Genomic DNA, 16209 nt, shown 5'->3' with positions numbered 1-16209 from the left:
ACTAGTTAAAGGGGGAAATAAGCTTGAGTGAACAGAAAGTACAATGTAGACTGTGCGAGCAGTTTTTCGATGATCTGGATATGAGTGAAGAGCATTATCCTGCTCATAGTGTTGGAAATGATGATATTATTCAGTTAGATTTTATTAAGCTCGCAGATGATTTCATGGGTGAAAACAAAGAATTAAATAGAAAGATTGGAAATGCGATTAGGAATGGAGAGAATTTGCAAAGTACAGCGGAAGAATACTTTGATAATAGTCTAGCGGAAGATTTGTATCCAAAAGGAAGAACTGCACGTACATTATGTCGGAAATGTAATACGTTTTTTGGCAAATATGACGAGGCATATAAAAAATTCTTTGATGAAGATGGTAATCCAAAGAAGATAAAGGGTTTTCAAGAGCAGACGAAGCTTCAAATTGTAAAGGCATTATACGCTAAGTTTTTATCGATACCTGAGACACAAGGAATAAAGTTTGATTTTTTAGATTTTCTGAGAGATCCAGATGCTAAGAAATACAACGGAGAATGGCGGCTTTACTTTGTAAAGCGTGATTATTCTACAGATCCAATGGGATTTAAAGATATTCAAACAGGTAAGATTGACTGGAATATGGATGGTAAGATGCTAGTATTCGAGTTATCTGATTAAAAGTTCATATTCAATTTACTTAACTTCGAAAAACATGATGCATTTGAAATGAATAATATTTTTGACATCATGGAAAAAAACTACTCTTTGGTTGTAGGATGTCATGATATGTCAGGGGGATATCATGGTCAAATGATGCTTAAAAGAGCATTTAGCGGTATGGAGATGACTTAATGTAATAGCTTGTGGTCACGATGACCACAAGTGACCTAAGATGGTGTGAGGTGAAAAGAATGTATGAAGCATTAACTGAGTATATTACTAAATTAGATCGTTCAGAATACGGTAAATGGCATGTTGATACAGAGCATAAGGGTACAGAAGATGATCCAATACAGATGCCTTTTGTGGGTTACGAAAGGACGGTTATTGATTTAGAACGGGCTATTTATGACTTTGTAGATTCACATTCTGAGATGGAATTAACTAAGTATGGTGAAATACTAGAACAGAATGGGCTTGAGTGGGGAACAGAGTCAATGGAGAAAGCAGATGTAAGAGGGCTTGATGGAAGAGCTGTTATGGCATTATTAGTTGGTGCATTACGAGCTGACCGATTCTGTGAAGGTGCTTTTCTTGGCTTTTTGAAGAGTGGAGCAATGCTGAGATGGCTTCAAAGACTAAAGGGAATTGATGAAAAGTAGTGGTTAGGTCACTTGTGGTCATCGTGACCACAAGTGGCTTTTTTAGTAAATCCGGGTTCTGATTAGAAATAAATAGTAAGAATTACAATAAAAAGTACATCGGGATATTGTCCGTTAGTACACAAACTTATTAACTGCATCATCAAGATCCTTATCCGTCCGAAAGTTGTACTGATAAATCAGCTCAGCTTTCAAAGTATTGTAATAACGTTCCATCGGAGCATTATCATATGGGGTTCCGGCACGACTCATACTTTGCGTAATACCCCGCAACTCACAGAAACTCGTGAAATCAGTAGATGTGAATTGAACCCCCTTATCTGAGTGAAGGATCAGTTGTGAAGCATCGCAGTGCTGAGCATGGATAGCCTTATCAAGCGTACTTAGCGCAAAATCGCTGGTTATGAATTTACCATTTTCACTCGCAACAACGCTTCTGTCATAAAGGTCTATGATTGTGCAGTTGTAGCGGACATTTCCGTTTGTAAGATAAAGATATGAAAAGTCTGTGCACCAGACGCGATTTGGCTCATTGACGACGAAATTCTGATTCAGAATATTAGGAAGAAGCTTATTAGGAGTTCCTTTTTTATAGTTCGGCTTTTTACGACGAGGAATGTAATAAAGGTGCTTTTTCCTTAGCGAAGAATGCCGCTGCTTTTTTTAAGAAGTTGTTTTCCTTTTCAAGTTCAGTCTTTTCCTGGCGAAGCTTTCGAACTTCTTCCATTAATTCTAACTGGGATTTGGCATCATCATCTGTTTGTCATTCTTCACGGTATGCACGTACCCAATTCGAAATTGAGGCTTTGGATACGCCATATTCTGCAGCAAGACTTGCAAGAGTCCTTCATTGGATATGCTGCTTTACGATTTTTTTGCGTGTAGCATCTGAAAACTGTGTCATTGTGTTACTCCTTTTCTAATGAATATTCTAACTCATTAGGCAGGAGTGTTACAACATTAATATACCATTACAATTATTGTAAGTGTTCACGTGGAGAATTGTATATTATAATAAGGTATTAAATGAAAAATATCCTGCTAATTATAATTTGACGTGAGCACTACGAACTGATGAAATAGTATAATCGGTATAACAATGGAACCTGGACTGGTAAGACTGATAGGAATATGATATTATTAGGATAAGATGTACTGCAAATATTTTAGAAAGGATAGAAGGCATGGGGGTAAAAAGAATCTTACCGATAGGAAATGATGATTTCCGAAAATTACGTGAAAATGGCTCTTATTACGTGGATAAAACCTTAATGATAAAGGATTTTATTGAGATGAAGGATGAAGTGGCATTGATCGCCCGTCCCAGGAGATTCGGAAAGACATTAAATATGACAATGCTCAAGGAGTTTTTTGATATTGAAACAGAGAGCAGGGATATTTTTGATGGCTTGGCAATTATGGATACGGAATATGCGGACCAGATTAACTCAAGACCTGTTATTTATTTTACATTTAAGAATTCTAAAGGTACCTCAGTAGAAGAATTGACTGCTCAATTAAAACTGGCCATGCAGGAGCAATATGGTTACTATGAAGAAAAATTCAGAGATAAACTAAACAAAAATTCTTTTAGTGCAAAGAAATTTTATGAATCCTACGATTTGTTAATGGATCAGAAATCTACTCATATCTATCTATCAAGTGTGTTGCTGGATTTAACCAGGGTTGTTTATGATTTTTATCATATTCGTCCAATCCTTCTGATAGATGAATATGATCAGCCAATTATGAGTAGCTACGAATACGGATATCATGACCAGCTGGGACCTTTTTTCGCTAATCTTTATGGAAGTGCGATGAAGGGAAATTCTGCACTGGGTCAGGCTCTTATCACGGGGGTACAGCGAGTTGCTAAGGAAAGTATATTTTCACAGTTTAACAATGCCAGAGTGTATACGGTGATGCACAAACAATATGCCTCTTATTTTGGACTTACTGCTCCGGAGACAGAAAAACTTTTAACTGATTATGATCTGGTATTGGACGAAAATGTACAAATTAAGTATTATGGTTACCGCTTTGGAGGCATAGAAATATATAATCCATGGTCTGTTTTAAATTACGCTGATATAGGTTCTTTGGATAACTATTGGATTAATACGTCCTCTAACTTTTTGGTGAAACAAGCACTACGGACAGCAGATAAGCGATTTTGGGATGACTTTGATAAATTGGCATCTGGGAAAGAAATTTCTGTATGGCTTACATTGGAAACTTCATATATAGAAAGAGATAGTAATTATAGTTTGTGGGGCCTTCTGGTAAACTCTGGCTATCTGACAGCCTTGAAACGGATTGATTCCAATACGGCGGTGGTGAAAATACCTAATGATGAAGTGATGTCAGAATTTCAAGTATTGATCGCAGAAATATCAGGTGTTGACGGACTGGACTTGCAACAAATGCTTTCTTGTCTGATTAATAAAGATATGAAACGGTTTTTTGAATTGTATCAGGATATTGTAATATCCTGTACCAGTTATATGGATGCAAAGGAAAATGCATATCATATGCTGTTTTTAGGGATGTGCATTGCACTTAGAGGAGCTTATAAAGTAACAAGTAATATAGAGGCTGGATATGGAAGAAGCGATATCACCCTGGAAGCATTAATGAATGCTCGCAGCCATGTAATTATTGAATTTAAGCAAGGGGAAGATCTGGAACGTCTGAAAGAGGAGGCGTTAGAGCAGATTATTGAGAACCAATATTATACAGGATTAAAGGGGGAAGTTATTTGCATTGGACTAGCGCATGATAAAAAACGATGTAGTATGGTGCATAAGACTTTGCAGATTTAATAAATATATATTGTAAGAAAGATATTTAAAGTTAGGAGCTTATTTCATGTAATTTTAAAAATAGTTGTAAGATTTTCTCAAGATTGGTTGATTTGATAAAATGTTTGTTACTGTTAAGTCAAAAACAGCTTATAGGTTGTCATTTCAACAAAGCCTGGAGAGAACCAACTATGTGCTTACGATTTTTTTGTAAATGTCTTCACATAAAAGCGTTGCAACTTTAATGCGATCTGATCTTCGAGAGAGAATAAAGCTTGAGGATTATAAAATTTGATCGACAATAAACTTTGGCTGATAGTAGTTGGCTAAGAATAAATCCTGTTTTGCTGCCAAGATTCAGCTGTCATTCACTTCGCCATACATTTACGACACGCCTTATAGAGAACAATGTTAATCTGAAGTTTATTCAGGATGCTTTGGGACATAAAGATGTCCAGACTACTTTAAATATATACGCTGATGTAACAACTGCATTGAAAAAGAAAGAATTTAGTAGTTTGGAAGATAAACTGATGCGGAATGAAGTGGCTGGGTTAAAGAATGATGACGAATAGGAACCATGTACCAATTCTTTACCAATTTTGTACCAATGTGAACATGCTTGTACGAAGATGTATGAAGAGTTATAAATTGACGTATAAGTGCGTTGGTTTTGAAAATTAAGATATGAAGATATATGCAGACATATGTTTTTCATGTTTTAATCTTCCCGACGATGAAGTCATTGGAGAAATAGGAATAGCAATGACAGTCTTGGTATGATATCAGAATAATTAAATATTTGGACATTAGCATAAGTCCTTTATCAGTTATAGAAATGTGATTGATAGAGGGCTTATTTTAGTGTCTAAAAATAACCCTGCCCACTATTAAAACGTCCCCATAGCCGTTCTCGTGCATAACAGAGGCATTATAACAGCACTAGCACATGACACTGGCAAGCAGCAGCTTTATGAAAAATTGCAGGAGGTAAATTAAAATGAGCAAAGAAACTTATGATCATGGGTTTATGATTAAGGAGGCTTAGGAACAAATTCGTAAAAAGGAGCTGAAAAGTTGATGAAGGCAATTCAATACTATTTCTTTGAGCGGCAAACGGAAATATGATATAATTGAGACTATACAACTATGGAAGGATTCTATATGAATATGAATAAACAACATGGATTGGGTAGTACTGATAAAATGCCTCGAGATACTAAGAAGCGCCGGCTCACCAAGAACCAGTGCTTGCCCACACCTATGAGGTAGTAAACGGCGTGAAGAAAGACATCATATTGAAACTGGCCAATTAGACGAGCATGGGTGGGCAAAGGTCGAAGTAAGCCGGTTATTCTGAAAGTAGATAGTGGATATTTAAATTCTATTTATCAGCTTATGGAGTTTGGCTTACAAAATATGTGGTAAGTAAATATTTATAATTGACAGATTGATTTCATTAAATTATAATCAGAATTCAATATTTAGCAGGTTCAAATGAAGTAAGTAAAAGAGGTATTAGATATGAAAGCCTATGAACGTGAGACTGATATGTGGAACAAGATTTTTGAAGAATATCAGCCATTGGATCTAAGAGAGATAGAACTAAAGGTTGAACCAATGTTTGACGAGGCGTTGAAACTGTTTGCCGGCAGAACAAAACGAGTATTGGACTTTGGATGCGGAACTGGTGATGTTTCATTTCAATACCTGCAGTATCAACCGGATCATCAGATTGTTGGAGTAGATAAGGCGGAAACAGGTATTAGATTTGCAAAAGAAACAGCCAAGCTGAGTCATTATAGAAGAACCCATTTTTTTATTGGAGGAGAGAAATTCTTAGATCAGTTTGAGAAAGAGGAGTTTGACGGAATTATTTTATCAAATGTTTTGGATATAATGCCTAAAGATGTCTCCACTGAAACAATGCTTAAGTTAAACAGTCTCTTGAAACATGACGGCTGCTGGTTTATCAAGATGAACCCTTATTATTCTAAAGAAGAACTTGATTCGTTTGGCTATCAGAAAAAAGGGGGAAATCTATATGAAGAAGATGGGATTCTTCATCTTCGACAGGTCACTACAGAATATTGGAAGAAACAGTTATCAAAATTTGGTGAGATTATTGCTTATTTAGAATTCCAATATACTTGGCAGAAAGGTATGAACAGGCTCTTTATTATTCAAAAATAACCATTCAATTTTCGAGGACCACGAAAGTGCAACGGAAAATGTCATGCTGGCAATCACAGCGAGGATCTATGCCGGCGTATGGATAGACGGACAGATCCACACTATGTGGTTTCGGAATCCAGAAGGTTGCCGGAACAGAAGCAGGACTGTTCAGAACCGGTATTGATTTTGATTATCAAAAAATCATGTAATTGTTTGTAACATATTGTTATGAACAGGTAGGGTTGGCATATAATAGAATTAATAAGATCATTTGAGGATAGCTATGATCATACACGTTGTCCAACCTGGTGAAACCATCTTTACAATATCAGAGTATTACAAAATCCCTATAGACAGACTAATATTGGAAAACGGAATTATTAACCCAGACAATTTAGCAGTAGGTCAAACGATTGTGATTGTTCAACCTGAAACAATTTATACCGTCCAGGCTGGTGATACTTTAGAAAGTATTGCAGAGCAGCATGGTGTTTCAACAATGGAATTATTAAGAAACAATCCCTATCTCTCTGATAGAGAATATTTGTACTCCGGTGAAACGATTGTTATAAAATATCAAACGAATAAATCAAAAACAATTGCCACCAGTGGTTATATCTTTTCCTATATAGATAAATCTGTTTTAATAAAAACTCTTCCTTTTTTAACGTATTTGACTATTTTCAATTATAGAGCTACAAGTTTAGGAGAGATCATCGCAACTGCTGACGACACGGAACTTATCCAGCTGGCGAAATCATATGGTGTTGCACCCATGCTGTTTGTTTCCACGATTTCGGGAGAGGGAATAGCCAGCCGTGAAGTGAACTATGAAATTTTAAATAATCCTTCTATACAGGATAGCCTTATTAATAATGCTCTCCAAATAGTAAAATCAAAAGGTTATTATGGTATCAACATATATGTCGAAGACATCACCTTAGACAATATAAATAATATTGCAGAATATTTGAAAAAAGCTTCAGAGATATTTCATTCAGAAGGTGTCAGGATCGTGATCACCACAACACCGGTTACGGATAGTGAAGTCCCATATGCCAGTTTTGAAAAATTAGACTATTCAAAATTTGCTGAATATGTGGATGGTATTATATTTTCATCTTATGACTGGGCAAGGTCTTACAGCTATCCAAGCTCAATCTTTCCGGTTGATTTTTTGAGAGGCTTGTTAGATTATGCGGTTAGTATTATTCCTTCTGAATTAATTTTTCTAGGTATCACCACACTTGGTTATGATTGGACACTTCCCTATGTTCCCGGCGCCACGGAAGCCACTGTAATAACCACTGAAAATGCAGTACTGATTGCAGCGGAAAATAATATACCAATACAATTTAATGAAGCAGCACAATCACCTTATTTCTATTATAAGGACAGTAGTGAAATTATGCATGTAATATGGTTTAAAGATGCGAGAAGCTTTGATGCACGGGCAGCGCTGGCAGGAGAATATAATCTACAAGGTTTATCTCTTTGGACTGTTATGAGATTCGATGCCCAAATGTGGCTTATTATTAATAATCAATATTACATAGAGAGACGTTTGGGAATTAGTTAGGAAGGAAAAAGCAAACAATGGACAATCAGGAAATAATTGACAAATTAACAAAGGTATGTATCTGCAAGGGAGTTTCTAAGCAAACAATAAAAAAGGCAATTTCAGAAGGTGCAGACACCGTTGAAAAGGTATGGAGTATGACGAATACTGGCAATGGCAGCTGTAAAGGAAAACGATGCGGAGAAAAAATCCGGCAGATTCTGGATAATTGGGAAGATGAAAATCCGCATTGATTTTATGACCCAACGAATAAAGGGCTGTTGCAAAGTGATTTGCAATGGTCTTTTTTTTGGGCAGTAAATATGATCGATGCTCCATAGATAAAAATTAACTCTTATAATATATTTATGATGGACTTCTAATTACAGCAGCTTGAACGTTTATTCTATGAAAAGATTCTGATTCGTGGTAATACAGATAAAAAAGATATATAGATGTAATCTATAAATAACCGGTTACTTATCGATTAAATCAATTGGACTCAAAAGCAGTACCTACTTATAATTAATATAGCAAAAAATTATACATATTGGGAGAAGAAGTATTATGAAAAAAAGGGTACTGGGTGCATTGCTGTGTCTTTCCATGGCAGTATCACTGACAGCAGGATGTGCAGCAAAGTCTGAAAGTAAACCTGCTGACGGCGAAAAGAAGGCAGAGAAGGAAGAAAAAATTGATGTAAACGCTAATCCGGTGGATAAAAAAAAGGTGTACGTATCACCGGACTGGGTGCAGAGCGTAATTGACGGGAATCAGGAAGAGTCATCGGATTATGTGATTCTGGAATGTGCGTGGGGTGAGGAAGCAGATAATCCTGCATACACAGAAGGACATATCAAGGGCGCTTATCATATGAATACGGATTATATAGAATCAGAAGAATATTGGAACATCCGCACACCGGAGGAAATTGAAAAGCTGATGGCTGATTACGGTATTACAAAAGATACAACAGTCATCTGCTATGGAGCTGATGGAATAAATTCTGCAGATGACAGAGTCGCATTTACTCTGCTCTGGGCAGGAGTAGAAAATGTAAAATGCTTAGATGGCGGGTTCGAGGCCTGGACAAAAGCCGGATATAGCACGGAAAAAGGCAGCAATAAGCCGAAAGCAACAGACCAGGGATTTGGAACAACAGTACCTGCCCATCCGGAATATGTTATTTCCATTGATAATGTTAAAGAAAAACTTGAAAGTGACAACAATTTCAAATTAGTGAGTATCAGGAGCAAGGCAGAATTCTCTGGGGAAACCAGTGGATATGGATATATCGATAAGGCAGGAGAACCCAAAGGCGCGATTTGGGGACATGATACGGACGATGGTTCTTATAATAAGGCAGATGGTACGACCGTCGGTATAGATGTGCTGGAAGGATATTTAAAAGAAACAGGAGCCTCTCTTGACAATGAACTGGCATTTTACTGTGGAACGGGCTGGAGAGCCACAATCCCATTTTTGATCTGCTACGAAAACGGCTATACCAACGCAAAGCTTTATGACGGAGGCTGGTATCAGTGGCAGATGGATGACAGCCTGCCAGTTCAGGTGGGAGATCCTGGAAGCGGTAAATGTGAATATACCACGGTAGGAAATCTTTCCAAGGACAAAGCAGCAAAATAACAATAAGTATATGAGCGCTGGACGCGGAAGCGGCAGCGCTTATTTTAACATGGGAAGATGCAAAATGAAAAAGTTTGGATATTTTATTATGACCTTTGCAGAAATTCTATTTTTAGCGGGTGCATACATCATCCAATATTTTACCCGTAAAAAAATGGGGATGGCAAGATATGTGATTTATAAAAGTCAAGGCTGGGAGAGCTCGTTTCCGATAGAGACATTGAAATACACTGCTATTTCAGCTTTAACAGCATTGACACTTCTGCTTTTGGCAGCTTTGGTTATCCGGCGCGGACAAAAGGGAAGACTGGAGACTGCAATGCATGTTGCCATGGTTATGCTCACAGCGGTGTATGGAATTTTTACTTATATCGGCTCCACAAAGACGATGAGAGCGTACTATTTTATCAGCCTGATGCTTGGAGCAGCGGCGCTGTTGCAAATCATAAAAACAGGAGCGGTACATGTGATGCGGAGAAAGAAAAAGGATGAATAATAAAAAAGTGTGGGTATTTGCAGGAATCATCGTTATGATTCTTAGCTTTAATCATGTATTTGGGTGGTCTTCCTATATCAGTAATATGGATAATCTGGGTTTTCTAAAACAGGCGGTAGAGGTTAATCTCCCCTATGCCATTGCAATCTATATGCTGCTCACCATTGCAGGCTGTGCCTTTCTGGCACTTCCAGGTGTCACATTTGCAATATTTGCCGGTCTGTTATTTGGCCCCGTTCTGGGTACGGTATGTTGTTCCGCGGCTACCACAATCGGGGCGGTTCTTGCATTTTCGGCAGGCAGGTTCTTTTTGAAAGACACTGTCAGACCTATGGTTGTAAAGAACAAATATCTGAATAAATGGTTGTTTGACAATTCGGGAAAAAACCAGTTGTTTGTCCTCATCATTACAAGGCTTGTGCCAGTATTTCCTTATAACCTTCAAAACTTTGCCTACGGTATTACAGATATTAAATTCAGCACATATATGATCGGTTCTCTGGTTTTCATGCTTCCGGGTACCGCAATGTACACAGTTGGAACGGCCGGGCTTGCGGACAAAGAAAACCGGCTGCTGTATATGGGGATCGCGGCGGTATTGGCAATTGGGGTGCTGGGAATGGGGGTATTCTTAAAGAGGAGATACATACAGGAGGAGCAAGATGGAAGATAAGCCGAGAATCATGGATCCGGATGCATGCGTTCATTGCCATATCTGCCGGCAGCACTGTCTCTTTCTGGAGAAATATAACATAGATATCGGTGATAAAGAAAAGCTGGAGGAGCTTTCTTATCACTGCTTTTTATGCGGCAGGTGTTCTGAAGTCTGTCCCAAGGGAATCGACGGAAGAGAAGTCGTTTTAGGGATGCGAAAGAAGCAGGTTCGCAGGAATGATGGGCAGCTTCGTGAAAAAGGCTACGGAATGCTTGTAAGGGAAAAACAGAACTATTTATTTCAGAACTACGGTCTTGGGGCGAAAAAGAGCGTCCTTTTTCCGGGCTGTAATTTCCCGGCCTATTATCCCAAGACGACCAGGTACCTGATGGAACTGTTTCGGGAAATAGCGGATGCAGGGACAGTATTTGACTGCTGCGGAAAGCCCATTGCAGAACTGGGAATGGAGAAACGGGAAAAAGAGATTATTGGAAGAGTGGAGAGAAAGCTAAGAGAAAACGGTGTAGAGGAAGTAATTACCCTTTGTCCAAACTGTTACGCTTATTTAAGACCCCGTCTGAACGTAAACGTAGTGAGTATATATGAAAAACTTCGGGAGTTTGGAATCGGGAAGATGATTGAGGGAAGGCTCACTATATTTCCCCCATGCCCGGACAGGGAAAATCAGGAGTTGTTGGGCTTCATTCGTACATTCTTAAAGGAAGAACCGGATCTGATTTCTCATGTGCAGTGCTGCGGGCTTGGAGGCTGCGCCGGGAGCAAAGAAAAGGATCTGGCAAGACAGATGGTATGCAGCATCGGACAGGAGTATGAGAAGACCATTTATACTTACTGCGCTTCCTGTTCGGGGAATTTTGTGAGAAAGGGATACAGGGATACAAAGCATATTCTTTTAGAAATATTAGAGAGAAACGAGGGGCCGGACACAGGCAGGTCTGTGGTAAACCGAATCATAACGAAATACCGGAGAGAAAAATAATGGTTAAAAATAGTAAATGGATTAAGAAATTCGTGTTGATATCAGGAATTGGGGTCGCGATAGCTAGTTATTATGGGATACCATCAGTAAAAGAAACCATAAATCAGGTATTTAAAATGTTTGCTAGCGGCGATTTTGGTGTGATGAAAGATTTTATAGAGTCCTGGGGGGCGTATGCGGCCGTAATATCCTTTGGGCTTATGATATTTCAGTCAATAGCGGCTCCTCTGCCAGCCTTTCTCATTACCTTTGCAAATGCCAATCTGTTCGGTTGGTGGCAGGGAGCGATCCTTTCATGGACAAGTGCCATGGCGGGAGCTGCGCTGTGCTTTTATATTGCAAGAGTTCTGGGTAGAGATGCGGCAGAAAAGTTTACAAGCAAGGCGGGATTAAAACAGGTGGATGCGTTCTTTGAAAAGTATGGAAAAAGTACGGTTCTGGTCTGCCGTCTCTTGCCCTTTGTATCCTTTGACCTTATAAGTTATGGGGCGGGACTTACTTCCATGCCCTTTGGTTCCTTCTTTCTTGCAACTGGAATTGGTCAGCTTCCGGCGACCATTGTGTATTCCTATGTGGGAGGAATGCTGACAGGTGGCGCAAAATTATTTGTAACAGGGCTTATGATCTTGTTTGCATTGTCAGCTTTAATTGTGATGGGAAGAAGAATATACGTGGAAAAACAAAAGCAAAAAGGGGAGAAGTAAGAATGGGCATTTATGAAAGACAGAATATTACCTTTAAAGAAATCCAGGAACTATTCCTCCAGGGAATTGACTGTTCTCAGGTAGTTGCAGGGGCGTTTGCGGGAGAATTAGAAACAGATAAGGTACTGCTTAGGAAGGTTTCCGCCTGCTTTGGGGGAGGTATGCAGTGCGGGGAAACATGCGGCGCTGTTACGGGGGCTCTGATGGTGCTTGGAATGAAATACGGACACAGTGAAGAGGGAGATCCCGGGCAGAAGCAGGTAATGATGCAGAAAACCGGGGAATTTAAGAGACTGTTTGGGGAGCGATATCCTTCCTGTATCTGCCGTGATTTACTGGGGCATGATATTTCCAGGAAGGAAGAACTGACAGAGGTGATGGAGAAGGGGCTGCTTCTTCAGTTCTGCCCCAAGGTAGTGGAAGATACAATAGAAATTTTAGGAAAGATTTTATAAATGAAACAGGCAATTATCATATTTACAAGAGCACCAATACCGGGAAGGACGAAGACCAGGATGATGCCCCTGCTAAGTCCGCAGCAATGTGCAAAACTTCATATTTGTTTTTTAAAAGACATTATAAAAGAATGCGAAAAGTGTAAGGCAAATATTTTTGTCTGTTACACTCCGGATGAAGATAAACAAAAAAGGTATCTAAAAGAAGTATTGGGAATTCAGTATGGTTACTTACCACAGCGGGGGGATCATCTGGGGGAACGGATGTTCCGGGCATTTGAAGAAGTATTTGCTATGGGGTATGAAGAATGCATTCTGATTGGAACCGATGTGCCGGAGCTGCGGTCCGGTGATCTAATGCAGGCATTTGAAGTGCTTAAAACCCAGGAGGTGGTGTTCGGGAAGACCCATGACGGAGGATATTATCTCGTGGGTATGAAGAAAGCCCGGAGGGAAGCCTTTGGTCTTGACCGGTATGGACATGGAGCTGTCTTAGAGGAAACCATAAAGGCTCTTTCCCAGGCCGGAATTACGGTAGGCTATTCGAAAAAGCTTTGGGATATGGACACTCCATCGGATTTAAAAGAGTATCGGAAACGGATGCGCGTAAGGAAAGAGCTGAAGCAGACGGAAACTGGGCGGTATGCGGCTGGAATCGCTCCGATCTCTATCATTATCCCTATATATAATGAAGAAAAAAGAGTTGTAATGTTTCAGGAGCAGTTAAGGGAACTGCAGGGAACATGTGAAATATTGTTCGTGGATGGGGGAAGCTCAGACCGTACATTGGAATTAATAGATCCCGGATATACCGTGCTGCACAGTGAAAAAGGCAGGGGAAGGCAGATGAACGCAGGAGCGAAGGCAAGCTGCGGAGACATCCTGTTTTTCCTCCATTGTGACAGTGAGCTTCCGCCAAAGCCACTGGCGGAAATCAGGCGGGTGATGAGGGATCATCAGGCAGGCTGTTTTGGGATAGCATTTCACTCCCACAATTTTTTCATGTTCACATGCAGAGTGATTTCCAACCACAGAGTTAAGGACCGGAAGATCATGTTTGGAGATCAGGGGATTTTTGTGGACCGGGAGTTATTTTTTGAAGTCGGAATGTTTCCTCAGATTCCTATCATGGAAGACTACCAGTTCTCACTTACATTAAAAGAAAAACGGGTGAAGCTTGGGATGACAGGGAGAAGAATTTATACATCAGACAGGCGCTTTCCAAAAGGGACTGTACCTAAGCTGAAGCTCATGTGGAAAATGAACCGGCTTCGAAAGATGTACCGGGACGGAGTTTCCATAGAAAGAATCTCGGATATGTACCGGGATATCAGATAGGGGGTGGAGATATGGATCAGGTACAGGGATTAGGTGAATACATTAAATGGAAGGGATACCGGGAATCGCTGGGGCTTTTGGAGGAGGTTACAGAAGAATACCGGATGCTGGCTCAGGGTGAGTATAACAGAAACTACCTGTTTCTTCACCCGGTGACTGGGAAGAAGCTAATTCTGAGGGTAAACATTGGAAGCCAGATGCATCTTGAAGATCAGATTGGGTATGAATTTCATGCATTGGAGCTGTTAAAGGATTCGGGACGCACACCAAGCCCCTTATATGTGGATGGAACGAAGGAGAAGCTTCCCTTTGGAGTAATGGTAATGGAGTATCTTCCCGGACATGCCTTGGATTATGAAAAAGAACTGCTTTATGCGGCAGATTGTCTGGCTGATATACACAGCATTTCTGTTGGAAGGGAGACGCCGCTGGTGGCACCGGATAATCCTTTAAAAGCAATTCTGGAAGAATGCGAGGAGATGTTCCGGACGTATGAAGAGTCTGCTCTTGGAGACGAAGGAAAGAAAAGAAAAATACGCAGGATGCTGGACCGTGGCTGGGGAAGGGCAGACAGCCTTCCAAGACCAGCGTACCGGTGCTGCATTAACACGGAGCTGAATTCTACAAATTTTCTTATTAACGGAGAAGGAAAAGGGAATTACCTGATTGACTGGGAAAAGCCGATTTACGGTGATCCGGCACAGGACCTTGGGCACTTTCTTGCACCAACCACAACCTTCTGGAAGACAGATGTGATTCTGGAAAGTGAACAGATGGAGAAGTTTGCAGATTCGTATATTAAAAAGGCAGCAGGGAGATTTAATATTGACGGTCTGAAAGAACGGACCTGGGCGTATATTCCCATTACATGCCTGAGGGGGATCACCTGGTGTGCAATGGCCTGGGTGGAATATAATCAGCCGGACAAAGAAATAATCAATGAGTCAACAGCCCGTAAACTGGAGGCGTATTTAAGCCATGGATTCCTGGATAAAATAGCAGGATTTGTTGGCTGTTAGAAAACACCTATAATATATGAAATGAAATAATCGGTAACTATGGCGATTCTGCTTAAATGAAGTGGAAAAGCCTTTATAATCACCATATCACGGTGCTGAAAAAATATACTAGCACCGGAAAACCAAGGAGGAAATACAATGAAAAAGAAGTTTTTATCAGCTGTTTTAGTGTCAGCAATGACGGTATCCATGATTGCGGGATGCAGCTCTGGTAATGGAGCAGAGAAGAAAGAAACAACAGCAGTGGAAAGTACAGCAGCAGAAAGCACTTTGGGAGCAGAGAGTACAGCGGCAGCAGAAAGTACATCAGTAGCGGAAAAAACAGGGAAAGAAGAATACCAGTTTGTATCTGCCGGGGATGCAGTAAAAGCAGCGGCTGATGGAAAAACACATGTCCTTGATGTAAGAGAGTGGTCAAATTACGGGGCGGGAAGAGTTGCCAATTCAGAATGGTGTCCCATTTTCCCGCTGGAAGACGAATCCCTGGCTGATCAGATGAAAGCATATGCGGAAGAAAATTTAAAGGATGGAGAGAAAATCTATATTATCTGCAACAGCGGGCAAAGAGGAGCCCAGAAGTCTACGCAGGTGTTAGAAGAAGCCGGAATCGATGCAGGTCTTATCTATACAGTTGAAGGGGGAGCAAAAGCCCTGGCAAAAGAAAAAGGTGCGCTGACATCAAACCGTGCGGAAGAAAGTATAGACTGGCAGTATGCAAAAGCAGCAGATGTGATTGCAAAGAAAGATGCCCAGATCGTTGATGTTCGTGATAATGATACATATGCAGGAGGCCATTTGGAAAATTCTCTTCAGGTTAATTTAAAAGATTTTGAAAGTGCCGATGCACAGACGGCAATGTATGAACTGGCAGCAGAAAAGCTTGATAAGGAAGAACCGGTATATTTCTTATGCTATAGCGGAAATAAATGCGCAAAGACAGCGATTTCCGTGTTAAAGGATGCCGGCTTTGATGAAAAGAATCTGTTTATCATTGAAAACGGGGCAAAAGACGGTGACGTTCAGGCGGCATTTGTAAAATAAAAAGCCTGCAGTAAAGCAGTGAA

General features: G+C 40.1%; 16 protein-coding genes and 1 pseudogene. 16 read left to right on the top strand and 1 reads right to left on the bottom strand.

All coding sequences use genetic code 11. The features are described from left to right. Positions 1 to 23 precede the first annotated feature (23 nt). Together H171_RS13455 and H171_RS13450 are read left to right on the top strand one after the other, a co-directional pair. The gene (locus H171_RS13455) at positions 24 to 653 is read left to right on the top strand and encodes a hypothetical protein (protein WP_242976961.1); all 630 of its coding nucleotides are present in this window, start codon (positions 24 to 26) and stop codon (positions 651 to 653) included. Between the two features lie 233 nt (positions 654 to 886). Next, positions 887 to 1297, top strand: coding sequence for a DUF6508 domain-containing protein (locus H171_RS13450; RefSeq protein WP_100305612.1), 411 nt, complete (start codon positions 887 to 889; stop codon positions 1295 to 1297). Between the two features lie 114 nt (positions 1298 to 1411). Here the strand turns inward: H171_RS13450 and H171_RS25050 are convergent. Next, positions 1412 to 1936 (bottom strand): annotated as a pseudogene (locus tag H171_RS25050) (IS3 family transposase); the annotation flags it as partial. Positions 1937 to 2481: 545 nt separating this feature from the next. Here H171_RS25050 and H171_RS13440 point away from each other — a divergent pair. From H171_RS13440 to H171_RS13375, 14 genes are all read left to right on the top strand, one after another. Beyond that, on the top strand, positions 2482 to 4119 hold the full coding sequence (locus H171_RS13440) for an AAA family ATPase (protein WP_100305610.1): 1638 nt from the start codon (positions 2482 to 2484) through the stop codon (positions 4117 to 4119). A 287-nt stretch (positions 4120 to 4406) separates the two neighbouring features. Further along, a complete protein-coding gene (locus H171_RS13435; RefSeq protein ID WP_054789666.1) occupies positions 4407 to 4673 on the top strand; it encodes a tyrosine-type recombinase/integrase in 267 nt (88 codons plus the stop codon). A 949-nt stretch (positions 4674 to 5622) separates the two neighbouring features. Then, positions 5623 to 6291 (top strand): class I SAM-dependent methyltransferase, encoded by a 669-nt coding sequence (locus H171_RS13430; RefSeq protein ID WP_100305609.1) that lies wholly within the window; start codon positions 5623 to 5625, stop codon positions 6289 to 6291. A 265-nt stretch (positions 6292 to 6556) separates the two neighbouring features. Further along, on the top strand, positions 6557 to 7852 hold the full coding sequence (locus H171_RS13425) for a LysM peptidoglycan-binding domain-containing protein (RefSeq protein WP_100305608.1): 1296 nt from the start codon (positions 6557 to 6559) through the stop codon (positions 7850 to 7852). A 17-nt stretch (positions 7853 to 7869) separates the two neighbouring features. Beyond that, positions 7870 to 8085: a (2Fe-2S)-binding protein gene (locus tag H171_RS13420; protein WP_100305607.1), complete on the top strand. Its 216-nt coding sequence runs from the start codon at positions 7870 to 7872 to the stop codon at positions 8083 to 8085. A 313-nt stretch (positions 8086 to 8398) separates the two neighbouring features. Next, positions 8399 to 9478 carry a sulfurtransferase gene (locus H171_RS13415; RefSeq protein WP_100305606.1) on the top strand — a complete coding sequence of 360 codons (1080 nt, stop codon included), beginning with the start codon at positions 8399 to 8401 and terminating at the stop codon, positions 9476 to 9478. A 64-nt stretch (positions 9479 to 9542) separates the two neighbouring features. Beyond that, a complete protein-coding gene (locus H171_RS13410; RefSeq protein WP_100305605.1) occupies positions 9543 to 9974 on the top strand; it encodes a hypothetical protein in 432 nt (143 codons plus the stop codon). Beyond that, the gene (locus tag H171_RS13405) at positions 9967 to 10647 is read left to right on the top strand and encodes a TVP38/TMEM64 family protein (RefSeq protein ID WP_100305604.1); all 681 of its coding nucleotides are present in this window, start codon (positions 9967 to 9969) and stop codon (positions 10645 to 10647) included. The genes H171_RS13410 and H171_RS13405 overlap by 8 nt, the downstream gene beginning before the upstream one ends. Beyond that, positions 10637 to 11629, top strand: a complete 993-nt coding sequence (locus H171_RS13400) for a (Fe-S)-binding protein (RefSeq protein WP_100305603.1) — start codon at positions 10637 to 10639, stop codon at positions 11627 to 11629. Before H171_RS13405 ends, H171_RS13400 begins: the two co-directional genes overlap by 11 nt. Next, on the top strand, positions 11629 to 12333 hold the full coding sequence (locus H171_RS13395; RefSeq protein WP_100305602.1) for a TVP38/TMEM64 family protein: 705 nt from the start codon (positions 11629 to 11631) through the stop codon (positions 12331 to 12333). The genes H171_RS13400 and H171_RS13395 overlap by 1 nt, the downstream gene beginning before the upstream one ends. Positions 12334 to 12359: 26 nt before the next feature. Continuing rightward, positions 12360 to 12788: a C-GCAxxG-C-C family protein gene (locus H171_RS13390; RefSeq protein WP_100307524.1), complete on the top strand. Its 429-nt coding sequence runs from the start codon at positions 12360 to 12362 to the stop codon at positions 12786 to 12788. Further along, positions 12789 to 14126 carry a TIGR04283 family arsenosugar biosynthesis glycosyltransferase gene (locus H171_RS13385; RefSeq protein WP_100305601.1) on the top strand — a complete coding sequence of 446 codons (1338 nt, stop codon included), beginning with the start codon at positions 12789 to 12791 and terminating at the stop codon, positions 14124 to 14126. Between the two features lie 11 nt (positions 14127 to 14137). Next, complete coding sequence (locus H171_RS13380; protein ID WP_100305600.1) at positions 14138 to 15145, top strand: aminoglycoside phosphotransferase family protein; 1008 nt, start codon at positions 14138 to 14140, stop codon at positions 15143 to 15145. 138 nt (positions 15146 to 15283) lie between these two features. Next, positions 15284 to 16186: a rhodanese-like domain-containing protein gene (locus tag H171_RS13375; protein WP_100305599.1), complete on the top strand. Its 903-nt coding sequence runs from the start codon at positions 15284 to 15286 to the stop codon at positions 16184 to 16186. Positions 16187 to 16209: the final 23 nt, after the last annotated feature.

Origin of the sequence: [Clostridium] celerecrescens 18A, assembly GCF_002797975.1 — a bacterium.
Classification (GTDB): domain Bacteria; phylum Bacillota; class Clostridia; order Lachnospirales; family Lachnospiraceae; genus Lacrimispora; species Lacrimispora celerecrescens.
The sequence above is the reverse complement of the archived record's forward strand: the minus strand, read 5'-3'. Positions and strand labels throughout refer to the sequence as shown.